This is a genomic window from Janthinobacterium sp. GL_088, from assembly GCF_057837845.1.
Genome location: NZ_CM174453.1, coordinates 6,114,148 through 6,134,676 on the forward strand (window position 1 = coordinate 6,114,148; position 20,529 = coordinate 6,134,676).

Genomic DNA, 20,529 nt, shown 5'->3' on the forward strand with positions numbered 1-20,529 from the left:
CTCCCCCCTACAATTTTTAAAACTTCGAAAGGATTCGACTGATGACTTCGCACGCCTGAACAAATGACATGTCGCTAATAATTAAGCCTATAGCGAGAAAACCCAGATAAAAATTACCAATAAAACAATGAAAAACCTCATCACAACTGTACGACACAAGACATCTATGAACAACAAAACATTAAGGAAACCATTACATGATCGTATCCGCATCGCCTCATCACAGCAGTAACTCCGCACCGTTCATTCCAGCCCTCTTCGGGCATATCGACGCTATCGAGAAGATAACAATCTCCTCCTCAGAGCACAGTGCCATCGTCGCGATTCTGCCCCACGCAAGCAAGAAACGAGGCAGGCCAAAAATTGTTCACATCAACTCCTTGAAAGCTTGCCTGTCAGCGTTTAGCGCTCCGGGATTTGCCCTAGCACGCCTTCCTTATCTTGACCACATCGTTACCGGCGCGGTTAATCTGGATATGGCTGGCAACACACGACCACTGTCAAAGAAGCTCATGGTCAGGCTGCTTCAGCACCTTGATGTGATTTCAGCAGAGGCAGTGAGAGAGTACATGCAGCTGACACTGCGGCAGTGTTCCGAACGTCACGCTCAGAAGATTGCGCTATGTCTCCGTGTAATCGAAAATGCCTTAGCCCCCATCGCAAAAACAAAGTGGCTCGCTCCTAATCACACGTATGAGATCGAGCCGTGTGGCAAAGATAATTGCCCAGTTTGTTCAGTTCGGTCAGCTTTTGCAGCGTTCGGGAAAGAATCATCGAATGGGGACTTCGAAGTATTCGATGTAGAGTTCATCGAACAAACTAAAGAAATATTACACCTCGATTAAACGCCACCTATATAAAAGCCGTGCGGAAGCGAGGCATCAGACCCTAATAAGTTAGATAGCACGCTTTTGCGCTTGGCAAGATTTATGGAATTTCACTGCAATTAGCACAGTGAATTTGTTATTTTCTAAATCACTGACCATAAATAATTAATATAAAATAGTAGTATAAATTTGTATTACGTACCAATACAAAAAACCACACACCACCAAAGGGTGTGCTTAAGTGTATAACATATACTATATTAAGTTATACAATATAGCATTAACTAGGTAGTGCAACATATTCTTGTACACTTAAGTTCCTCCCTCTTCGGGGAGTATGTACATATAATTTTCTTCTTGATAACCGTGCAACAACTAAGCAATACCGCCTACCGCCATACAACATGGCTTCGCCATTTTATACAATTAGGTTAGCCGTCTACCCTAGTACAAAGCTACATCACGTACAACGCCGTAGCAATTACAGCAAGCATCATTCCTGTACGAAGATACATACATGCCGAATTACGAATAGTCCAGTCACAAGAAGCCCACAGCATTGATCTAATACACCTACAAACCGTCAGATAGCCTATGGATAGACCTGCCTACTTAATCCCTGAAAAAATGCCCCAACAACTACTATGTGCAGCACCTTTGTCCGATATGGTAGGCACGTGAATGCTTATGCAATTTATTTGCATTACTGTTGCTGGCGCTGCCTGTTGATATGGATGTGCTAGGGGCGTAGCATTTCCCATACTTCCATGCCCACGGCTTCTGCTAGTCGCTCCATGCTGTCGATAGACAGATTGCGAACTCCTCTTTCCACTTGACTGATGTACGTTCTGTGAAGGCCAGCTTTCTCTGCTAATGCCTCTTGAGACAGTCGCAAGCTCTCCCGCCTGTGCTTGAGCACTAGGCCGAACTGTATCTTGCCAGTAAGTTTGAGTGAAGTAGTTTTTGTAGTATGCACAACAAATATCGTGCGTCCATGACGACTTTAGGTCTACAGACTTTGAGTCTACTTGTGTTACTATGTTGGCAATCAAAACCACATACACGAAGAAAACTATGTACAGAACGTTACTCAAGAACCTCGTTCCACTCATGGCATCATCTGTTGCAAGCATCGCTACCGCTGGCACTTGTCTTCCAATCGATTATCAAGAACTCAAGGAACTGCCGAAGGATGCCCTACTAAAAGAATTATGCTTGGCAAAGACTGACGCTAATTTTAATAAGGCCCATGGCGACTATCTAAGCCTATCGGCGAAGATGAACCGTGATTTAGGAGATATGAGGGAAGGCGCTAAAGAAGGTAAAAAGGCAATTGAGGTATATGAAGCAAAGGCCATTTGTGACAAGCAAGTTGATCGAATCAAACGGCAGCTTGTATCACTAGGAGAGCAAGAAGTCCCTATCGAGATGCTTTGTCCTGAAAAAGGAAAATAAAATTCGTTTACTCGGCTAGCTCATTTCCATGAAAACAACACCGAGGTCATCAAATGGAGAACTGCAAATGAAACGAATAGGAATTGCAATGCTGTTGCTAGGTATGGTACTTGCGATCTACGCTATGAATATGGATGTCAGCGTAAAAATTGAAAGCCAATATCTCGGTTTTGGCATTCAAACACCTGAGATGAAAGTAGCGAATCTTGACCTAATCTCACAACGCCAAAACACACTCATAATGGGTGGCCTTCTTGCTATTGTGGGAGCTATCCTTACAGGTATCGGTACTCTTTCGCCATCTAAAGGAATTCCTACCAGCGAGAACGAATCTAAAGGGAACAGTGAAAATTTGCGAGATGACCGCGTTGAGTTTCGCGGTGGAATGTACTGCGTGGGGCACCGCTGTTTCGACAGTTTTTCTGCGGCAGAGTCTTTTTTTGATGAGATCGAGAGCAACAGGAAAGCCATCGACATACCACGAAAGCAATGACACCATAAATCAATCGCTCCAGTCACGCGCCTCCTGCCCTATCAAATGGGCAGGGCTCGAAGAATGATTACCAGTGCCAGCAGAAAACCCCTAAAATACCGTGTAAACATTAGACTCTAATGACATTATCATTAAAACAAAATCCTAAAGATAGAGTAAATTGATATGGGAATTTTCGATTAGCCTCTATCACTACGTTAGAGCAGGAACCGGACGGAACAGACCAGAAATTTTCTGAATACTAATTCGCCGTGTACTAATAAAGCTCGGAATATCACAAGAGAAGGTGGTGCGGGCGGCAAAAGTTGAGCGTACTTATCTTGGCAGGGTCGAACGCGGCGACAACAATGTAGCGATACTACCTCTGATAAAAGTTGCACATGGACTCAACACAACAGTGACTCAGCTAACCGCTGACGCGAAGCTCTAAATTCCTTACTCGTGCGTGTCCATTTCATCAGATTACCATAGCCTAGGTTGGCCATGTGGAAGGTCAGAGTTTTTACCACTTATAGTATTTATCTGCTGCCCTAAGATAAGAAAGTTATCAATCGGCAATGGATCAACAGTCATCAACTCTTGAGACGTGTCTGTTTGCAGGCGACTGCGCAGCTCCATAAGCAAACGGCCCAGGACGTTTTGTCCAACAAGTACAGCACTACCTTGCATGAAAGCCCCCCAATAGTCATCCCTACTAGACTGCTCGATAATATGTTTGTCACCGGTTGCCAGCAGCAACTCTCCAAATTTTGAATAGTTTTGAGCCAGCTTCACCCTTAAAGACCATCGCATAATTTTATGGCGTATATCGTCCCAGTCTGAACGGGTAAGGTGTTTGTATGGGCTTACAACACGTTTTGCAGTCATGGGACTAGCTTCAGTGAAAATCATTTTTTGAATCGTAGGGTGCAGTGGAAACCGACACGCTTGATATAACGCCTCACTTGTTTTTATTGCAATCCCATTAACATTAATCGGGAATCCCCCGGCCATGTTTGATAGACCGCCAAAAGTATCTTTTGTCGTGTGAAAAACCACACATTCATTTCGTTGATAAATGCGTGGTTGATTGACACTAGCTCTAGAGTGACCTGAAGACATTCTCTGGTGATGAATAGGTTTTTCGTGGAAGCAAAGGATACCATTGTAATGCCCCATGCGCTGCCCCCTCACCCCACCACATCGCAAGAGGAGCCGTATTGGGGCAATTTCGATAGGTAGCAAGGGTGGAGCCAAATCCTAGCCCAAATTTACTGAAACCAAGCGGTTTAAGCGAGCCTTTGGGGCCTGCGTAGTGTGAGAGAATTTTCATGCCAGCGAGCAACATCTCGCTCTCCATAATTTGACGGCCATGTTCAGAAGAAAATGTTTTGGAGCTACCTCCAGGAGTCCTATGCTTAAACGGATACTTCAAAGCAGAGACATACTCCTCCACACACTTGCCTTCAGGCAATATTGTTGGCCACAATACATCTGAATTATTTCTGTAGTACAACCTATCCTCTAGCTCCAACGCACGCCAATACATAATTGTAATTGTCTTCCCAGAACGTTCAATCGCCTGTTTAAGTTGCGTTGTTCTCAAGTAATACGCACCACCCGAGTGCATTACCGCTAAAACCAAATGCAACTTTGCCTGCTGTGGCGCTTCGTTGAGAATCCATTTCTCTAGGTCTCTTCCGACCCTAGATCCTGTGCACATTATGTCGTCAAGATATATATAGTTACCATCGTCGCCACCGCACTGAGTCAGGGCTAACCCGAGCTTACTTTGTAACTGAAGCCCAAGAAGCTTGAGCATTTCTAATTGACTAACCCCATCTTGCTGAACGCTAAGAAAGTTGATTTTCTTCCAAAAATAGCCTGGATCACCACCGGTTAATTTCTCATTTGTTATTAAATTTCCAAGAAACGTATTAATTCCGTCTATTGTTATGAAACCATTATTTAAGGTAAAGTCAACCTCTTTAAGCAACGGAAGTTGGTTTTCTGGGGTGAATTGTTGAATCCAACGTTCTACATGAGCAGAATTCGGTTGCGGAATCTCGCCCTGACGATAGAACTGGATTCTTTTTGCGATGGAAGCAACCAGCGTAGCCCGTTCAAACATATAAACTCCTCCATAGTTATCAGTTCTGCAATTCAAAACTGCGGCCAAATGATAGTAATTCAAGGGCCCGGAGGAAGATTTATTACATTGAGTAAAGTAAAAAAAGCCACGCTACGGCTTTTCCGTAGCATGGCTCATGTTCACTAGAACAAGGTCAACTGCAGCGGGTGAGACCGCCAGTGCTGACGAACATTTTCTTGCTTGCCAAAACGGAACCTGACGTATTGCCGCACGAAAACATTCCTAAGTCGAGTACGCTTATGCATACCATCTCCTTGAACAAGTCAAGGGATATGTCTTGCTTACAATCGCCTCATACAATAAACTAGAGCTGTCCGCCAAGACGCTTTTGCTTACTGATGAGATGGTCGTAACGGCAGGGAATCCCTACCACTCCTGCCACCTCAAGCGGTTTGCTTAAGTAATTTAGCAGCTCCTTCCGCAAAAATTACAGTTCTGCTCTGTTGCCTTCACGGCGTAGGTTGGAGATTGAAAGCCTCGTTAACAGCGGGGCTTTCTCTTTTTCGCAACGACCATCCGAACCTTCGACTAGCCTGAAATCGCTCGTCACGACTAAGTGTGCTGCTGATTGTAGTTAACTTGTTAGCTCCGCCTACGACAAGGCCCTCTTCAATAAAGAGTTCAAGAAGTTGTTCTGTTGAAAGCATTCTTCCACCCTCCAATGCCCTCAGTGCACTGTCAAGAATTTTCCCCTTAATTGTTGCCTTTTTGACAAAACTAGTTTGCACCAATGGCACAGTATGTCGCGAAACAACCACTACATTCTCAGCCTCAAGGTAAGCACGCAGCGCGGCTAACTTTACTTCAATTCCTTTTTTTTTGACATTCACGCTATCGAGTTCATCTTGAAGAGATGAGATCATTGCTTTTGTTTCTTCGATGAAATTGTTCATATCTACCTCGTCAATGCCTGTCCCAATTATTAACGACTTCCGCTTCCAATGCAAACAAAATCAAAAAGCGCGTATGAAATAATTCACGAAAATGGTTGATATATTTCCAGTGAGTAATTTATTCGTGGCGCCAAACCTTAAAAACCTAGATTTAGTCAAAATTCACCGAGAAAATCTTCCTATAGTGCAAAATCGCAACTTTAACCAAGAGCACAAATTTATTGCTTAATGAAAAATTTCTCAAAACCAACTAAATAAGAATAAGAAAAGCATTGAAACCTTGTACAACCAATGCCGGGAATATTGTTTTACCAATTTCTTAAATGCAATAATCCTGTTTTGTAGTCAAACAAGCTTCATATGCGAGATTTCCTAGGCGGCATGTAGTTCAGAACATCAGCCAGATTTCCAGAAAGCTATACATTCCGAACACATCGGATTGACTGTCGCTTGCCCCTTAAGAGTTCGTCCAATAAGTATATGCTTGGACTTTATAGACACATTCCAGAAAGTTCTATATACTTAATATACACAACAAGCAAAGGGAAACACCATGACGACAGGCCAAACAGTTGCATACATCCGGGTTAGCTCGTTAGGACAGAACACCGCACGCCAACTGGACGGAATGACGTTTGACCAGACCTTCACCGATAAGTGCAGCGGCTCTGACACGAACCGCCCAGCACTGAAAGCCATGCTGGCACACGTCCGCCGTGGTGACACCGTAGTGGTGCATGAGATTAGCCGCCTCGCCCGTAACACTGCTGACCTGTTACAACTGGTAGAGCAGTTGACCGGCAAGGGCGTGTCCATCGTATTCAAGAAAGAGAGTATGACGTTCACGGGCGAGAAAACCAACCCGATAAACCAAATGCTGTTAACGATGCTCGGCGCTGTCGCAGCGTTTGAACTGTCCATGATTAACGAGCGTCGTGCAGAGGGACAAGCAAAGGCCCGTGCCGAAGGCAAACACATGGGACGTGCCGCCAAGTTGTCAGCCGATCAAACTGCCTCACTGTGCAGCCGTGCTGCTGCTGGCGAAAGCAAGACCGCCCTGGCGGATGAGTTCGGCATCAGTCGTGCCACCTTGTACGCCACTATCAAAGCCGCAGCGTAAGCGAATATGGGCTACGCCACGCGGCGTGGGGCCACCAGCATCAGCCAGCCGATGAGATATTTTGCTGGCATAGAAATTGTATTTTCCCAGGTACACGCGGCCGTTAAGTCTCCCGTTCGACCTCGCAGATATTTATCCTTTTTCGCAGCAATCTACCCACGACATGAGCAAGGTACTGCGATTTTTTTAGGATTTTTAGGGTTTTTTAGAGAATAGCCTGTTTCAGTTATGCCAGCACTTTACCCGCCAGCACGTCGGGCTTCCCTTCGGGCGTTTGCTTTCTCAAGCTGGGCAGGTTCGGTATAGAGCCGTTCAAGCAGCATACGCGTAAAGTCCATGATGTCTTCGGCATCCAGCCGTTCCAGCGTCCCTTCATGCGCCCCATCGTTACCATCCTCCTTAACACAGGATGAAAGTTCTTCCAGGGCAATAGGGATATGGCCGTGCTTGAATAGCCAAGGAAGTCGTAGGCCAAGATTCCTGCGCACCTTGTTGTTCAATCCGTCGTTATCGTCGGCTGGAAGCATGGACTTAGTTGCCAAATCAATGCTCAAGCGAAACATAGTGGCAGCGGCGTTGTAACACCCGACTGACAAACACGTTACGCCCTCAGCGAACACCTTAGCTATCGCTTCTGGCACGTCGCAAGGCGGCGACGCCGTATTCATATCACGCACACTTACGTAATCGACAACCCAGACTAAATCATCAATTGATCCGTGGCAGTGAGCAAGTCCATTGTTGTAAACATATTTCTGCGCATCATGGCTGACGACCTGAAGAACAAACACCGTCGATCTTTTACACCGACGACAGCCGCACTGTGCCTCGAATCGATGAAGAATTTGTCCATCTTCGATTTGCACTGCTCCGACAACATCAAATGTCACTTGTTTTACGCCGCAACGCGGACAATCTGCCGCTAATTCACTCATCGACTTCTCCAATTGTTGTGTTTGATATCCGGAATGAATCACAGCGGCCGGCGGCAGGCATGCAAGTGATGACGCAGTTCAGCATGCCCCCCCGTACGCGGGGGGGATGAGAAGTGGGAAGCCTAGACGACACTTGAACCAAAGATGTCTATGTGCTCGTGGATTGCGCTAATAGCGATAGCTGCTCGGAGACAGCAATTGCGCTCTCGGATACCTCGGCCTTCCTGCGCGTCACTTTCGGAATATTGCCAACAGTCCAGAGGCCCAGCGCTTTACGTCGACGGTCGGTTTCCGGGAGGAATAAGTAGTTGTACCGCGAACGAATTCGATGGAGGTACTCACGTTCCTCATCCAAATCGTGCATGCGCTCTATAATGCCATCGACGGGCCCTAGCTCGACTCCAACCCACTTTCGCCCCTTTAGCTCTGCAACCGCATACGTCGTACCAGATCCCCCGAACGGGTCAAACACGGTATCGCCTTCGTTCGTAGACATTTCTATTACTCGGTCGAGCAGCTTCACAGAAAGCTCATTCGCCTCTTTCCGCTTCTTATATTTTGCATGACGAACAATAGGAATATCGTTCCAAACATCGCAAAGACTTACACCCAACGGATTCATTTTGTCCTTATATCCGCCATAGTCCTTCAGGTCCGTAAAGCATTCAGGACACACGTCCATAGGAAGTCGGTCTGCATGAAACGTTTTCGGACGAGGCCCCTTGACGTAATAAAGAAGCGAATAGTGGGATGGGTAAAGTTTCGATGGCAGAGGAAGGCTGTATTTCATATCTACAGCAATCCAATGTCGGAAATTTAGATGACGATTAAGATAGGTCGAAAGATAAGTGTTCCACTTCGGAAGGTTCCAAATAAATAGCGCTCCTCCATCTTTTAACAATCGAATACACTCATCTAACCATTGCTCGCACCACTGAAGATAGTGCTCCGTCCGCAGGTTGTCGTCCATTTCCGATGCATAGAGCTTATCGAGATTAAACGGCGGGTCGGCAAATACCATATCAATTGACTCCGATTCAATTCCGGCCATTGCGTCCATGCAATCACCCTGGAACAGCGTCCCATTTTCTGACGTTAAAACAGGAGTAAGTGGCTTTCTAATCGCCGCAGCTGAATCAGCCGCACTAGCCAGGCTGCCATCCATGATTTCAGCAATAGCACGCGCATTAGAACTCAATGCTTCTATGACTGTACGATTGATGAAGCCGCTCTTTAGGCGGAGTTCAATCTCGGTTAGATTGATGGCGCGCGCCAAATTTCGCATCTCCTCATTAGTTGGCTCGATGCCCTTCTCGTCATAGAACTTGATTCGTTGCGAAGGAATGCCGGACTTGGCCGATACCGCTTTTATTCCGCGAAAATCTTTTGGGTCCAACCCTAGCGCAGCTAACAGCATATTTTTTGTACATCCTTTGAGCAATAGAGTTTTGTGACTATAGTCCGTCGACTATTGTCCTCCCACAGCCCATTGTGAGATGTGGAGGGAAAATGTCGCCAGAGCAAGCATTCAGTAGGGTACTTCGGAAGCTTCGTTTAGAGGCAGCCTTGACTCAAGAGCAACTAGCGTTCGAGTCGAATCTTGACCGCACCTACATTTCGCTACTTGAACGCGGCTTGAGGCAGCCAACGCTGACCTCCATGGTACAGCTATCTGCTGCGCTTCGTATAGCTCCCTCTACGTTGATGACCCACATAGAAGAGGCGATGAATGCGACTGATGCGGAGTGAGTACCTTGTTGACAACGGGCCGTTTGCCAACACCCAGGAAAGATTGGAAACCATTAACGAGATACGTGCCGGTATCGCGACGGTCGTATGGCCGGTTGGCGCTGACAACTTCACGATTAATCCAATCAAGAAGGGAAATGGCGTCACTCCCATCAAGCACGAGTTCCTTCGCCATTTACGCGCGCAGGGATGGGAGACGGAAGTTCGCACCAGTATTGGTGGAGTCGCGCCGGGGCCATTGGATGCAGTCAAGACCTTCAGTGACGGTAGAAAATTTGCCGTTGAATGGGAAACTGGCAACATTTCGTCAACGCACCGAGCAATCAACAAGATGGTCCTGGGCATGCTTCGCAACGAGCTGTGCGGAGGGGCCATTGTGCTTCCTACCCGCTCAATGTATCAATTCCTGACGGACCGCGTCGGCAACTACGAGGAAATCCTGCCTTACTTTGACAACTGGCGCGGCAGAACGGACTTACAAGGGCTCTTGGCTATCTTCGCTGTAGAGCACGACGCGGTATCTGGGGATGCCCCTGCGATTCCAAAAGGAACCGACGGATGGGCCAACTTTCAACCAGCAGTTGCTGTGGCAGCCGAATGACCTCACCAACGAATCAAGAACAGTATAAGAAGCTATTTGCCGAGCTCGATAAGGAACCTCCGAAGCCAGCCGAATCGAGGGCCGGGCGTGCCCTAGCTTTCGCTTTGGACATTCGTAAGTTCGAAATCGAACTTTACTGGAAAAGGGCGACATACTTTTGGGCATTTATCGCAGCTGCCTTCGCTGGCTACGCCTTAACCTACAAAAACTCATCCGAGCATGAGCCATGGCTTTCGCTATTGTTTTCATCGCTTGGTCTCGTTTTTTCATTCACATGGTATTTAGTCAATCGAGGCAGTAAATATTGGCAGAATAATTGGGAGCGGCATGTTGACCTGTTGGAAGACATCACTCTGAGCCCTCTATACAAGGTCGTCGCAGAGGATGTCGGCAATAAAAACCCATTGACGGCTGCAGGTCCATTTTCCGTTAGCAAACTCAATCAAATTCTAAGCGCGTTTGTAACGTCAATTTGGGTGCTCCTGTTCATCAAATCACTATTTCCGATATCCAACGAACTGTCCGTTGACGTTTGTAAAATTGCAATTACGTTACTTACCGTTGTAGCAATTTTTCTGTTGTATTTTATGGGCATCTCATCCAATGAGAAGACTACATTCTCACTTCGCAGTCGAGTCATTGCGATTTTGCCGGGTGCACAGACGCCATGATTGGACCTACCCTGTCATGGAACGAACGATTGCACTATCGCGACCGCCTAAGAGCATCCCGATATTCGGCTTTAGCGGACTCCGAGGGTTTTGGGGAGATTTGCTTTGCCGTTGAGGCGTTAGGACTTCGCCTCCTCGGCAAAGAGTCCACGATGCATGGCTATTTTGAAAAAATTAAACCGCTAATTTTCGATTCCATAGTCTTAACTACTCTAACAGAACAGTATCCTGAACTCTTCACCACTTTTGATGCCCTATATGCGGGCTTAAAAGCCGCTAGAAATGACGCAATGCATACCGGCGTGTACGCACGCCATGCAACGTCTGCTGCAATTGAACTCTGTATAGGATTAGAAGAGGCACTAATGGCAGAGCAACAACTCCCAAGAGAAACCGTGGCCGATTTCATGGTTAAGGCCCCGATGATAGTTATGCCGTGGCAGCCAGTCGCCCACGCTCGGCAACTAATGCTGACCCATTCATTCTCCTACTTGCCTGTATTCCTACAGAGCTGGAAATTGGTACCAGAAATTTCAATGGCAAAATACCTCCGCCATGAGAGTAGAAAACGCCGCATGGCATGCTCAATCGAAGACGCTGTCAACGACGGGCTTGAATTAATAGATGCAATTATGGTGGAAGCCACGGCCAAAGTGGAAAACCTCCTGAGCGCGAATAATAATATCAATGTCCCAATGCTTTGGTTGGTGCAGGACCGCAACGGAGACTTGTGCGGAGTTCTATCTCCGTTCGAGTTGATGTAGATTTTCGACCGCGCTGCCAAAATTCACAAGGCGTAACGGCCAGGTTTGCAATGGGCTATGGACGTGCAGTTTAGAAATGATACTGGCCTACGCAGGGAGCACATGTCATGCCAATGAATCTTGAACAGCTACTCGCCATTGGCTTCAAACCAGTTGGGAATTGGACGCTTGCAAACGGACTACTTCAGTTGACCTTGACCACAGCGGCCACGCCCCAGCGGAACGTACTCTACGCATTTGTAGTTGATGGGGCGCTGGCATACGTCGGAAAACGACGCAAAGTCTACCAAAGCGCATGCATGCATATCGGTCGCCTCCGAACAATACCGAACGCGGTGGAACCACAAACGCAAAAAACAATCGAAACATTATCGTCACACTTTCGTCTGGCGCAAAAGTCGAGATTTTTGCCCTCTTTGCGCTGGCAACACAGCACCATGGAGAGTTTCCTGTAAATCTAGCTGCGGGCATGGAGGATAGCCTTATTCAAGCCTTGGCGCCGCCCTGGAATGGGCGCAGCGCAAACAAGAGTTCATCACCAGCTTCCATTGCGCTGGAGAGCAGTGGCCCAGAATTACGCCACGAACCAAAATGTCTTCCCGGCATTGCAAATCCCGCTCTCCGATGCATTGAAACACCGTTTGCGTTCGCAAGGCAGATGCACGGAAAAACTACGGCAACCACCGCGCGGAGAACTCCCTTTAACGTTGAAGTCAACGGATGCTTCTTGGAATTCGTCCCCGGCTCATCAAAGGCACCGCGACGCGAGGGTGAGGCAAGCATTACCGCCCTACTTGCCCACCTTTCAGAAACCATTTCGTTTCAGACGTCGACCTACCAGGACATTAGTTTCAATGCGTCCTATGTTCTAGCTCTCGCGAAGACTTGGCAGCATGCTCAAATAGACAGCTGAGGATAATTTCCGGCTTGAAACCGTACGACCTCGCATACAGGGAAGTGGGAGACATAAAATCCTACACCAACCCTACATGCGCATGAAAATAACGTGAAAACACCAGTAAGAGCAGGAACAAATTCCGTAAGTCTTTGATTTTATTGGCCTACCCAACAGGAATCGAACCTGTGACCCTAAGCTTAGAAGACGGAGGGTACAAGCCGACTTCGCAGCCAAAAGCAAATGTGACCGTTCCGTTTACATATTCGCTTTCTGAAGCGCAATTTCCTTGACATCTGAGATGTGACATTCCAGTAGGAAATTAAAAGTACCGATCAATAAGAACTTAGCACCATTTAACTGGTTATCTGAAGTGCAATTATATTCCTTTTTCAGCTGTGAAAAGACCGACTGAGGTATTCGAATATCAACCTTTCCGTCACCTCGATTCAGAAAAGCAATTGAGGTTAGCTCGCGAAAAGAGAAAGCTTCGCCCCATACGCCAATGACACGATCAGTGTGTTGCCGACCTAACTGAAGGAAGGGGACGAAAAATTCAGAGGCTAAGGTTTCCACTTTTCCGACAACGATCTTTTTTGAAGAGGTAGCAAATTCGGGGTTAACAAGGAGCTCTTGCAGTACGGCATCTACACCACGTCTTGCCGGAATACTCGTAGCCTCGTTTCCTTTAGATATAGTTGTTCGACGGCGAGAGCTTACATCCTTCGTTGTGTTTAGCTCGTTCAAGGATTCCCTACTACCTCCAAGTACAATCACTATAGTGTTCGCTTCGACTAAGGCGGCATCACTTCCGCTGTCACCCTGATACGCCTCTTCACAGTCGTCAGCATGGTTCTTCGATGCGAAGTAGGCTCCTTGGTGCGGCGAACCTTTGTTCAGGTAGGCACTAGCTTTACAATCGAGGCAACTAAACTGTGTCCGTACTTTCGCAAACGCTTCGTCAGATAGTTCAGCTGCCCATTTAGCTTCGACAGGAGCGCCGTTCAGCAATGCATATTTCATCGTCTCGCCCAAGTATTAAAATACGTTTGCAGTGTAGAGGCTTCGTTGTGCTGCTGCAAACGATAACAGTCGACACCAGAAATACTATGGGGTTGCTCCTTGATGAGTAAGCCCGTAAACTAGACCCAGACAGGGCAAAAATCCTGTCCCAATTTTGTCCCACTTGTGGGACAAGAACGAGATTTCTCAGCCACGATACCAACAGCGTGCACTGCCGCGCCCAGGTCGACACCACGGGCAAGACGGGCGTGGAAATGGAAGCGCTGACATCAGTACAGATCGGTTTGCTGACCATCTACGACATGTGCAAGGCCGTCGACCGGGGCATGGTCATGACCAACGTGCGCGTGCTGGAAAAGCATGGCGGCAAATCGGGCGATTGGCACGCCGAGGTGTAATTATTGTGCCTGGCGCGCCAGCCGCTCCTGGAAGCGGCGCAAATCGTACACTAGCCAGGCGCCGCCGGACAGGCACAGCGCGATGATGGCCTTGGACAGCGGCAAGTGGAATTGCTCCTGTCCTGCCAGCGCAAAGCCGGTATGGATCAGGAAGGTGGCCACGCCCAGGCCAGCGCAGCAGCTCGCATAAAAAGGTGCCCGCGCGGTGGACAGCAACACGTGCTTGTAGCCCACCAGCACCAGGGCAATGGCCGCCAGGTTAAACACCAGGAAACCCTGGACGCCGCCCGGCAGATGGAACATCTCCCACTCTTTCCAGTAGGCAGCATCGATTTGATGCAGGATCAGGAACAACATGGTCCAGAAGTAGCTGCGCGGCATAGGATTTACATTCGTCAATATTGATGCAATTGTAAAGCCTGCACCGCGCGGCGCCACGTGCACCTGGCATTTTTCGATGCCAATATGAATTTCATTGATATAAATGCTTTTTCATCAAGAAATCATGCATACTGCGAGTCGACCATATCCAGATGAGCATCGCATGACAAGCAACAAGCCCGCCGCGGAAAACAAGCTCCAGGACTTCGACTTCGAGGCCATGAATCTGCAGGTGGGTGGACGCATCCAGTTCATCACGCATCGCACCATCAAACCCATCCAGCATTTCTCGACCCTGATCGGCTATGTCAAAGACGAGTATTTGATCGTCAAGATTCCCATGGAAAACGGCGCGTCCATCGTGCTCAACGAGGGCGACAAGCTGACCATCCGCGTGTTTTCCGGCGTCACCGTCTGCTCGTTTTCCTGCAGCGTGCTGCGTATCTTCGGCCGCCCGCTCAATTATGTCCACCTGAGCTTTCCCGACGCCATCCAGGGCACCAGCCTGCGCACGGCCATGCGCGTGAAAGTGGACATTCCGGCGCAGCTGAGCTACCGCGACGTGGCAGCCGTGCCCGTGTTCATCGTCAACCTCAGCGTTTCGGGCGCGCTGATCGAAGCGCCCAGCATGCTCACGCCGGACGACGAAGGCGTGGCCCTGAGCTTTACCCTGCTGGTGCAGCCGAACAAGCATCAGATGCGCGTCAATACGCGCGCCCGCATCCAGAACGTCAGCGTGGGCAAGCCGTCGAATGGCAATGCCGCCGAGGTGGCGGAAATCTATACGTATGGCGTGCAATTCATCGACCTGGAACCGACCCACTACACCCTGCTGCAAAACCTCACCTATGAAGCGCTGATCGCGGACCGGCAAAAAATCGTCTGACACTGGCGCGGCAGGCGCCGCTCACTGCGTCGCCACCACCTTCGGAATATTGTTCCTGGTAATGGCTTCCTTGGCTGCAGCATTCGTCACGCTGGTGCTGTTAAACCAGCTCAGGCTGCTGGTGCCAATCTGCAACTCCATGTTCACCGTCTGGCCGCCCATGCCGCTGCCCATATTGCCCGCCAGGGTCAGCTCGATATTGCCTTTATCGACCTTGGCACTGGCCACTTCGCGCGTGGCACTGAACACGGGGATGGCGCTGGGTACGGCCTGGGTGGACGTGCTGCAGGTGGTAGCCAGCCCGCCGTTTTCCTGCACGCACAGGGCCACGGCCGTTTTCAAGGGGGCAGCGGCCGCCAGCACATTGCTGACCTTGGCCCGCATCGTGTAGTCGCCATACTGGGGAATGGCCACGGCCGCCAGGATGCCGGCGATAGCCACCACGATCATCAGTTCTATCAGGGTAAATCCGCTTTGCGCGCGCATCGTATCCTCCCATGGTGCATTGCTCACGCCAGATACGTTGCAAGCGCCATGCCAGCGGCGCGCCCGGGCAGCGGCAGCACACGTGGAAAGAAAAGCGACACTTTTGGGCAGGTTCGGACCAGCACCGTCCCCCCAGGCCGGGAATCGGCCTGTCTTGCGGATAAAAAAAAGGAGCCGAAGCTCCTTTTTTGCACTGCGGTGACCAGGCTGAAATTACAGCATGGCTTTCAGCAGACGCGCCATTTCCGACGGGTTTTTGGTCACGGTGATGCCGCAAGCTTCCATGATTTCCAGCTTGGCTTGTGCCGTATCGGCACCGCCCGAGATCAGCGCGCCGGCGTGGCCCATGCGCTTGCCTGGAGGAGCCGTCACGCCAGCGATGAAGCCAACGACCGGTTTTTTCATGTTGTCTTTGATCCAATAAGCCGCGTTGGCTTCGTCTGGACCACCGATTTCGCCGATCATGATGACCGCGTCGGTATCTGGATCATCATTGAACATCTTCATGATGTCGATGTGCTTCAGACCGTTGATCGGGTCGCCGCCGATGCCGACTGCCGACGATTGGCCCAGGCCCAGTGCGGTCAGCTGACCCACTGCTTCATAGGTCAGGGTACCCGAACGCGACACCACGCCGATACGGCCCTTCTTGTGGATGTGACCTGGCATGATGCCGATCTTGATTTCGTCTGGCGTGATCAGGCCTGGGCAGTTAGGGCCCAGCAGCAAGGTTTTGCTGTTGGCTTTAGCCATGCGGTCTTTCAGAGCCATCATGTCACGCACAGGAATGCCTTCGGTGATGCAAATGGCCAGATCCATTTCAGCTTCGACAGCTTCCCAGATCGCCGCTGCCGCGCCTGCTGGCGGTACGTAGATCACGGAAACGTTGGCGCCGGTTTCTTTTTTCGCTTCGGTCACGTTAGCGAAAATAGGAATGCCTTCGAAATCTTCGCCGGCTTTCTTCGGGTTCACGCCTGCCACGAAGGCAGCTTTGCCGTTCGCGTAGTCGCGGCAACCGCGGGTGTGGAACTGGCCGGTCTTGCCGGTGATCCCTTGGGTAACGACTTTGGTATCTTTATTGATCAGAATGGACATGTTGATTCCTTAATTAAGCTTGACCGGCAGCAGCGGCAACGACGCTCTTGGCTGCATCTTCCATGGTGTCGGCTGCGATGATAGGCAGACCGGAATCGGCCAGCATCTTTTTGCCCAGGTCTTCGTTGGTGCCCTTCATGCGCACGACCAGTGGCACGTTCAGCGAGACGGCTTTCACTGCGGCGATCACGCCTTCAGCGATCACGTCGCAACGCATGATGCCGCCGAAAATGTTCACCAGGATGGCTTTCAGGCCTGGGTTTTTCAGCATGATCTTGAACGCTTCGGTCACTTTTTCTGCCGTGGCGCCGCCGCCGACGTCCAGGAAGTTGGCTGGCTCGCCGCCGAACAGTTTAATCGTGTCCATGGTAGCCATGGCCAGGCCGGCACCGTTCACCAGGCAACCGATGTTGCCGTCGAGCGAGATATAGGCCAGGTCGAATTTCGACGCTTCGATTTCAGCTGGATCTTCTTCGTCCAGATCGCGCAGGGCGACGATTTCCGGATGACGGAACAGGGCGTTCGGGTCAAAGTTGAACTTGGCGTCCAGGGCGATGACTTTGCCGCTGCCGGTAACGATCAGCGGGTTGATCTCGGCCAGCGAGCAGTCGGTTTCCCAGTACGCTTTGTACAGGCCTTGCAGGTTGACGCGCGCGTCGGCGATGGAGCCGGCAGGCACGCCGATTTTGGCGGCGATGTCGTCTGCCTGGGCATCGGTCAGGCCGGTGCCTGGATCGATGGTGACGTGGTGGATCTTCTCTGGGTGGCTCTCGGCCACTTCTTCGATGTCCATGCCGCCTTCGGACGACGCCATCAGGACGATTTTCTGGGTAACGCGGTCGGTGACCAGCGAAACGTACAGTTCTTGTTTGATGTCGGCGCCTTCTTCTACCAGCAGGCGGTTGACTTTCTGGCCTTCGGCGCTGGTCTGATGCGTGATCAGCTGCATGCCCATGATCTGGTCAGCGTATTCCTTGACCTGTTCGATCGATTTTGCCACTTTCACGCCGCCGCCCTTGCCGCGGCCACCTGCGTGGATCTGTGCCTTGACGACCCACACCGGGCCGCCCAGGGTTTCCGCAGCCTTGACTGCCTCTTCGACGGACATGCACGGGATACCGCGTGGTACCGTCACTCCGTGCTGCCGGAGGATTTCTTTGGCTTGATACTCATGGATTTTCATGCTGGCTTCCCTTCTGATACTGATGTGTAAAAATACGGTTAGTGGTGCAAAAAAAACAGGAAAGCGCCGGGGTCACGGCTTGGCTACCCAGCGCGGGTAATACTGTGCCACCGCCCCGCCATCGGTGCGCAGGGCGTGGCATTTGTCGAGTTGAAACGGCTTTTCATGCGATAAGTCAGCATTCGCACCGTCGCGGGTCGACCAGACATCGCCGGCAAATGCCTGAACCGTCGCAGTCGGCAAGACTTGCGCCAGTTCGGTCAAATGGGTACAGCCAGCGATTCCCGCCAGGCGCTGTTTCAAGTCGCGGCGGAAATTCTTCAATAGATTCAGACCGATCAGCGCCCTGTAAGCGGGGCCGATGGTATCGCAAAAACCGGGATAGGGCACGGCATCGGAGGCAGCTTCGGCCTCGACAATGGTCAGTTCGCGATCGACGGTAATGCGTAAATGGAGGTCATGCAGAGGGGCGCCGGCGGGACGGGGGCCGGAAGCCAGGGTCGCGTCATAGCTTTTGATATCGGTGATACGGGCGTCAATATCCCACAGGCCGTCGTCGCGCACATACGCTTGGACGTCGATAACGCGGGAGTGCCGTAGGGCGCGCCGGGATACGGGAGTTGACAGGGGCATAAGACCGATGCCGCTTGCGCGGCCATAATTAGTAAGCAGCCATGTGCCTAAAGCACTCTGTTCGCAGCTTCTACGAACAGCAACCGCACCTGCGGCGCCGCAAAAACCCTAAAAGTGTAGCACACAGGGCGCTAGTTGCGCCGCAACATAATTATTTATTGGTCTGGCCGCCCGCCGCAAATTATCAATGAAAATCGCAAAATGAATGACAAACATTCACAATGCAAATAACCCGGAAGCAGGTAGGCAGGCACCGACAACCTGGCCGGCGCCGCGCCTCAGTCTGTCACGCCCAGTATGCGCAAAATGGGCAAGTTCCGCGCAGAGAAATGCTGTGCGTGCGCCAGCAGTTCGGCCAGGTTTTCCTCTTCCGTCAACAAGGGCTGCCCGTCCTTCGTCACCAACTGGTTCAAGCGCAGCAACACCGGCCATGTCGCGCGCACCCATTCTTGCGGCGTTGAACAACCTTGCAGTTTCGCCCACAGGAATAGCTGTTGTAAATGCGGTACAGCCACGCCGCTGCCCGTCAGGGGACTGGCGAGAATGTTCAAATCGGTTCTTGCCAGCGCCTGTTCCAGCAGGTGCGCATTCAGGCGCGCCGACTGCGGCCGCGCCACGGCGATGTCGGCCTCGTCCTGGACAGCCAGCACGCTACCCTTGCTGACCAGCACCAGCATGATCTGCAGCAAGGCAGCCAGGTTGGCTTCGCTGCCCGCCAGTTGCTGCTCCAGCTCGCCTATCGTGTAGACGCGATGGTCGGCCATGGCATCGAGCACGGGTGCATACACGCGCTCATCCATATCGGCGTCGCCCAGCACGCCATGCACGCTCAACACCACTTCGTCGCGCGGCACGGCCAGCATCACGCGCACGGCCCGCAAGGCGCTGGCCTGGGCGAGCGGCGTCAGCCTGCGCGCGCCCTTGACCCAGTAATCCTTGCGGAATTGCTCGTTGACGAGGAAAGCGCGTGTCGTCTCGCGGAAGATGGGATCGGGTATCTCGGCCAGGAATTGCTGGTGCTCGGCCGTCAGGTTCAGCATGTCGACCAGAGCGGTATAGGTGGCGGACGCGGCAAACTCGAGCTTGGCCTCGCCCAGCATGGCCGCGACGCTGGAAAAGGCCATCGGCTGCCAGTCGGCATTGAAATACTCATGGGCAAGATAATGTCCATCCATCGCCTTGAGCTTGTCGATGCGGTCCGCCAGGAGCGGGTTGGCCTCCAGGAAGCGCGGTTGCGCGGCGATCATCCTGTCGACGAAATCGATGGCGCCAGCGACTCTGGCCAGCACGCCCTGGCCCGGCGCACTCATGACGCGGCTATGTTCGGCCATCAGGTCGCGCATCGGCATCATGGCGGCCCAGCCTGGCTGCGTGTTGTAACTGATGAAGACGACGCCGCCGACTTTCAGCTTGCGCCGCAGGAAGTCGACGATCAGCGCGCGATTGTCCGCCGAGACCCAGCTCCAGATCCCGTGCAGGCAGATAAAGTCGAAATCGGGCAAGTCGTCGCGGCAGCAAAACTGCGCGAACGATTCGTCCGTGAACTGCGCTCCGGCGCCGGCCGCGCTGGCCAGCTCCTGCGCGAAGGCGGCCTGGGAAGGATTGAAATCATTGCCATACCAGCGCGTGGCGGACGCCGCCGCATGGATGTTGGCGCTGATGCCCTGGCCAAAGCCCAACTCGCAAGCCGTGCCGCTGGCCGGCAAGGCAAGGCCGGCGGCCAGCAGGGGCAGCCGCAGGCGCAACGGATTCAATTCTTCGTAATAGCCATAGGTATAGGCGATTTCGGCCATATAGCCGGCATTCCAGTTGCTCATCTTGCATCCTGTCACGATCAGTGGTGCCGCGCGCATCGCACAGCGTTCGAGCGCCAGCATACCCGATCGCGCGGCGTCGCCATACGGGAAACA

Annotated in this window: 24 protein-coding genes and 1 pseudogene; 12 read left to right on the forward strand and 13 right to left on the reverse strand. The window is 51.1% G+C overall.

Annotation, left to right across the window (positions count from 1 at the left end):
- The first annotated feature begins 197 nt into the window (after positions 1–197).
- Positions 198–845 (forward strand): hypothetical protein, encoded by a 648-nt coding sequence (locus AC3IQ7_RS27310; protein ID WP_489207840.1) that lies wholly within the window; start codon positions 198–200, stop codon positions 843–845.
- 721 nt (positions 846–1,566) lie between these two features.
- Here the strand turns inward: AC3IQ7_RS27310 and AC3IQ7_RS27315 are convergent.
- Positions 1,567–1,803, reverse strand: coding sequence for a helix-turn-helix domain-containing protein (locus AC3IQ7_RS27315; protein WP_489207841.1), 237 nt, complete (start codon positions 1,801–1,803; stop codon positions 1,567–1,569).
- Positions 1,804–1,937: 134 nt separating this feature from the next.
- Here AC3IQ7_RS27315 and AC3IQ7_RS27320 point away from each other — a divergent pair, with 134 nt between their 5' ends.
- The 3 genes from AC3IQ7_RS27320 (at position 1,938) to AC3IQ7_RS27330 (ending at position 3,205) form a co-directional block, all read left to right on the forward strand.
- Positions 1,938–2,282 carry a hypothetical protein gene (locus AC3IQ7_RS27320; protein ID WP_489207842.1) on the forward strand — a complete coding sequence of 115 codons (345 nt, stop codon included), beginning with the start codon at positions 1,938–1,940 and terminating at the stop codon, positions 2,280–2,282.
- Between the two features lie 28 nt (positions 2,283–2,310).
- On the forward strand, positions 2,311–2,775 hold the full coding sequence (locus AC3IQ7_RS27325) for a hypothetical protein (protein ID WP_489207843.1): 465 nt from the start codon (positions 2,311–2,313) through the stop codon (positions 2,773–2,775).
- A gap of 244 nt (positions 2,776–3,019) precedes the next feature.
- Positions 3,020–3,205, forward strand: a complete 186-nt coding sequence (locus AC3IQ7_RS27330) for a helix-turn-helix domain-containing protein (protein ID WP_489210547.1) — start codon at positions 3,020–3,022, stop codon at positions 3,203–3,205.
- Positions 3,206–3,237: 32 nt separating this feature from the next.
- On the opposite strand, the gene AC3IQ7_RS27335 is transcribed toward AC3IQ7_RS27330, so the two are convergent.
- The 3 genes from AC3IQ7_RS27335 to AC3IQ7_RS27345 form a co-directional block, all read right to left on the reverse strand.
- Complete coding sequence (locus AC3IQ7_RS27335; RefSeq protein ID WP_489207844.1) at positions 3,238–3,876, reverse strand: NADAR family anti-phage protein; 639 nt, start codon at positions 3,874–3,876, stop codon at positions 3,238–3,240.
- Positions 3,857–4,885, reverse strand: a complete 1,029-nt coding sequence (locus AC3IQ7_RS27340) for a phosphoribosyltransferase-like anti-phage protein (RefSeq protein WP_489207845.1) — start codon at positions 4,883–4,885, stop codon at positions 3,857–3,859. Before AC3IQ7_RS27340 ends, AC3IQ7_RS27335 begins: the two co-directional genes overlap by 20 nt.
- Positions 4,886–5,355: 470 nt before the next feature.
- Complete coding sequence (locus AC3IQ7_RS27345) at positions 5,356–5,799, reverse strand: hypothetical protein (RefSeq protein WP_489207846.1); 444 nt, start codon at positions 5,797–5,799, stop codon at positions 5,356–5,358.
- A 553-nt stretch (positions 5,800–6,352) separates the two neighbouring features.
- Here AC3IQ7_RS27345 and AC3IQ7_RS27350 point away from each other — a divergent pair.
- On the forward strand, positions 6,353–6,919 hold the full coding sequence (locus AC3IQ7_RS27350) for a recombinase family protein (RefSeq protein ID WP_489207847.1): 567 nt from the start codon (positions 6,353–6,355) through the stop codon (positions 6,917–6,919).
- Between the two features lie 239 nt (positions 6,920–7,158).
- Here AC3IQ7_RS27350 and AC3IQ7_RS27355 read toward each other — a convergent pair whose 3' ends face one another.
- Together AC3IQ7_RS27355 and AC3IQ7_RS27360 are read right to left on the reverse strand one after the other, a co-directional pair.
- Entirely contained in the window at positions 7,159–7,854 is a 696-nt protein-coding gene (locus AC3IQ7_RS27355) for a DUF4145 domain-containing protein (RefSeq protein ID WP_489207848.1), read from the reverse strand.
- Positions 7,855–8,002: 148 nt separating this feature from the next.
- The gene (locus AC3IQ7_RS27360) at positions 8,003–9,271 is read right to left on the reverse strand and encodes a DNA-methyltransferase (RefSeq protein ID WP_489207849.1); all 1,269 of its coding nucleotides are present in this window, start codon (positions 9,269–9,271) and stop codon (positions 8,003–8,005) included.
- A gap of 92 nt (positions 9,272–9,363) precedes the next feature.
- Here AC3IQ7_RS27360 and AC3IQ7_RS27365 point away from each other — a divergent pair, with 92 nt between their 5' ends.
- The 5 genes from AC3IQ7_RS27365 to AC3IQ7_RS27385 all read left to right on the forward strand — a co-directional run bounded on the left by AC3IQ7_RS27365 (position 9,364) and on the right by AC3IQ7_RS27385 (position 12,552).
- Positions 9,364–9,603 (forward strand): helix-turn-helix domain-containing protein, encoded by a 240-nt coding sequence (locus tag AC3IQ7_RS27365; protein ID WP_489207850.1) that lies wholly within the window; start codon positions 9,364–9,366, stop codon positions 9,601–9,603.
- A complete protein-coding gene (locus AC3IQ7_RS27370; protein WP_489210549.1) occupies positions 9,593–10,204 on the forward strand; it encodes a BglII/BstYI family type II restriction endonuclease in 612 nt (203 codons plus the stop codon). Before AC3IQ7_RS27365 ends, AC3IQ7_RS27370 begins: the two co-directional genes overlap by 11 nt.
- A complete protein-coding gene (locus AC3IQ7_RS27375) occupies positions 10,201–10,875 on the forward strand; it encodes a RipA family octameric membrane protein (RefSeq protein WP_489207851.1) in 675 nt (224 codons plus the stop codon). The genes AC3IQ7_RS27370 and AC3IQ7_RS27375 overlap by 4 nt, the downstream gene beginning before the upstream one ends.
- On the forward strand, positions 10,872–11,639 hold the full coding sequence (locus AC3IQ7_RS27380) for a hypothetical protein (RefSeq protein ID WP_489207852.1): 768 nt from the start codon (positions 10,872–10,874) through the stop codon (positions 11,637–11,639). The genes AC3IQ7_RS27375 and AC3IQ7_RS27380 overlap by 4 nt, the downstream gene beginning before the upstream one ends.
- A 295-nt stretch (positions 11,640–11,934) precedes the next feature.
- Complete coding sequence (locus AC3IQ7_RS27385; RefSeq protein WP_489207853.1) at positions 11,935–12,552, forward strand: GIY-YIG nuclease family protein; 618 nt, start codon at positions 11,935–11,937, stop codon at positions 12,550–12,552.
- Between the two features lie 240 nt (positions 12,553–12,792).
- Here AC3IQ7_RS27385 and AC3IQ7_RS27390 read toward each other — a convergent pair whose 3' ends face one another.
- On the reverse strand, positions 12,793–13,557 hold the full coding sequence (locus AC3IQ7_RS27390; protein ID WP_489207854.1) for a hypothetical protein: 765 nt from the start codon (positions 13,555–13,557) through the stop codon (positions 12,793–12,795).
- Positions 13,558–13,757: 200 nt separating this feature from the next.
- Here AC3IQ7_RS27390 and AC3IQ7_RS27395 point away from each other — a divergent pair.
- Positions 13,758–13,955, forward strand: a pseudogene (locus AC3IQ7_RS27395) (cyclic pyranopterin monophosphate synthase MoaC); the annotation flags it as partial.
- On the opposite strand, the gene AC3IQ7_RS27400 reads toward AC3IQ7_RS27395, so the two are convergent.
- Positions 13,956–14,336 (reverse strand): DUF6713 family protein, encoded by a 381-nt coding sequence (locus AC3IQ7_RS27400; RefSeq protein ID WP_489207855.1) that lies wholly within the window; start codon positions 14,334–14,336, stop codon positions 13,956–13,958.
- Positions 14,337–14,499: 163 nt separating this feature from the next.
- Here AC3IQ7_RS27400 and AC3IQ7_RS27405 point away from each other — a divergent pair, with 163 nt between their 5' ends.
- Complete coding sequence (locus AC3IQ7_RS27405; protein ID WP_489207856.1) at positions 14,500–15,222, forward strand: flagellar brake protein; 723 nt, start codon at positions 14,500–14,502, stop codon at positions 15,220–15,222.
- Between the two features lie 21 nt (positions 15,223–15,243).
- Here the strand turns inward: AC3IQ7_RS27405 and AC3IQ7_RS27410 are convergent, their stop codons facing one another.
- From AC3IQ7_RS27410 to AC3IQ7_RS27430, 5 genes are all read right to left on the reverse strand, one after another.
- On the reverse strand, positions 15,244–15,708 hold the full coding sequence (locus AC3IQ7_RS27410; RefSeq protein WP_489207857.1) for a pilin: 465 nt from the start codon (positions 15,706–15,708) through the stop codon (positions 15,244–15,246).
- Positions 15,709–15,921: 213 nt separating this feature from the next.
- The gene (sucD, locus tag AC3IQ7_RS27415; RefSeq protein WP_034746085.1) at positions 15,922–16,803 is read right to left on the reverse strand and encodes a succinate--CoA ligase subunit alpha; all 882 of its coding nucleotides are present in this window, start codon (positions 16,801–16,803) and stop codon (positions 15,922–15,924) included.
- 13 nt (positions 16,804–16,816) lie between these two features.
- Complete coding sequence (gene sucC / locus AC3IQ7_RS27420) at positions 16,817–17,986, reverse strand: ADP-forming succinate--CoA ligase subunit beta (protein ID WP_034746081.1); 1,170 nt, start codon at positions 17,984–17,986, stop codon at positions 16,817–16,819.
- A gap of 72 nt (positions 17,987–18,058) precedes the next feature.
- Entirely contained in the window at positions 18,059–18,619 is a 561-nt protein-coding gene (locus AC3IQ7_RS27425) for a DUF2889 domain-containing protein (protein ID WP_035822519.1), read from the reverse strand.
- 278 nt (positions 18,620–18,897) lie between these two features.
- Positions 18,898–20,436 carry a methyltransferase regulatory domain-containing protein gene (locus tag AC3IQ7_RS27430; RefSeq protein ID WP_489207858.1) on the reverse strand — a complete coding sequence of 513 codons (1,539 nt, stop codon included), beginning with the start codon at positions 20,434–20,436 and terminating at the stop codon, positions 18,898–18,900.
- Between the last annotated feature and the right edge of the window lie 93 nt (positions 20,437–20,529).

Coding starts and splice junctions, on each gene's coding strand:
- AC3IQ7_RS27405 (WP_489207856.1), top strand. CDS start 14,500: ATGACAAGCAACAAGCCCGCCGCGGAAAACAAGCTCCAGGACTTCGAC.
- AC3IQ7_RS27365 (WP_489207850.1), top strand. CDS start 9,364: ATGTCGCCAGAGCAAGCATTCAGTAGGGTACTTCGGAAGCTTCGTTTA.
- AC3IQ7_RS27345 (WP_489207846.1), bottom strand. CDS start 5,799: ATGAACAATTTCATCGAAGAAACAAAAGCAATGATCTCATCTCTTCAA.
- AC3IQ7_RS27310 (WP_489207840.1), top strand. CDS start 198: ATGATCGTATCCGCATCGCCTCATCACAGCAGTAACTCCGCACCGTTC.
- AC3IQ7_RS27355 (WP_489207848.1), bottom strand. CDS start 7,854: ATGAGTGAATTAGCGGCAGATTGTCCGCGTTGCGGCGTAAAACAAGTG.
- AC3IQ7_RS27375 (WP_489207851.1), top strand. CDS start 10,201: ATGACCTCACCAACGAATCAAGAACAGTATAAGAAGCTATTTGCCGAG.
- AC3IQ7_RS27360 (WP_489207849.1), bottom strand. CDS start 9,271: ATGCTGTTAGCTGCGCTAGGGTTGGACCCAAAAGATTTTCGCGGAATA.
- AC3IQ7_RS27335 (WP_489207844.1), bottom strand. CDS start 3,876: ATGTCTTCAGGTCACTCTAGAGCTAGTGTCAATCAACCACGCATTTAT.
- AC3IQ7_RS27320 (WP_489207842.1), top strand. CDS start 1,938: ATGGCATCATCTGTTGCAAGCATCGCTACCGCTGGCACTTGTCTTCCA.
- sucC (WP_034746081.1), bottom strand. CDS start 17,986: ATGAAAATCCATGAGTATCAAGCCAAAGAAATCCTCCGGCAGCACGGA.
- AC3IQ7_RS27380 (WP_489207852.1), top strand. CDS start 10,872: ATGATTGGACCTACCCTGTCATGGAACGAACGATTGCACTATCGCGAC.
- AC3IQ7_RS27350 (WP_489207847.1), top strand. CDS start 6,353: ATGACGACAGGCCAAACAGTTGCATACATCCGGGTTAGCTCGTTAGGA.
- sucD (WP_034746085.1), bottom strand. CDS start 16,803: ATGTCCATTCTGATCAATAAAGATACCAAAGTCGTTACCCAAGGGATC.
- AC3IQ7_RS27325 (WP_489207843.1), top strand. CDS start 2,311: ATGAAAACAACACCGAGGTCATCAAATGGAGAACTGCAAATGAAACGA.
- AC3IQ7_RS27385 (WP_489207853.1), top strand. CDS start 11,935: ATGCATGCATATCGGTCGCCTCCGAACAATACCGAACGCGGTGGAACC.
- AC3IQ7_RS27425 (WP_035822519.1), bottom strand. CDS start 18,619: ATGCCCCTGTCAACTCCCGTATCCCGGCGCGCCCTACGGCACTCCCGC.
- AC3IQ7_RS27400 (WP_489207855.1), bottom strand. CDS start 14,336: ATGCCGCGCAGCTACTTCTGGACCATGTTGTTCCTGATCCTGCATCAA.
- AC3IQ7_RS27410 (WP_489207857.1), bottom strand. CDS start 15,708: ATGCGCGCGCAAAGCGGATTTACCCTGATAGAACTGATGATCGTGGTG.
- AC3IQ7_RS27390 (WP_489207854.1), bottom strand. CDS start 13,557: ATGAAATATGCATTGCTGAACGGCGCTCCTGTCGAAGCTAAATGGGCA.
- AC3IQ7_RS27370 (WP_489210549.1), top strand. CDS start 9,593: ATGCGGAGTGAGTACCTTGTTGACAACGGGCCGTTTGCCAACACCCAG.
- AC3IQ7_RS27430 (WP_489207858.1), bottom strand. CDS start 20,436: ATGAGCAACTGGAATGCCGGCTATATGGCCGAAATCGCCTATACCTAT.
- AC3IQ7_RS27340 (WP_489207845.1), bottom strand. CDS start 4,885: ATGTTTGAACGGGCTACGCTGGTTGCTTCCATCGCAAAAAGAATCCAG.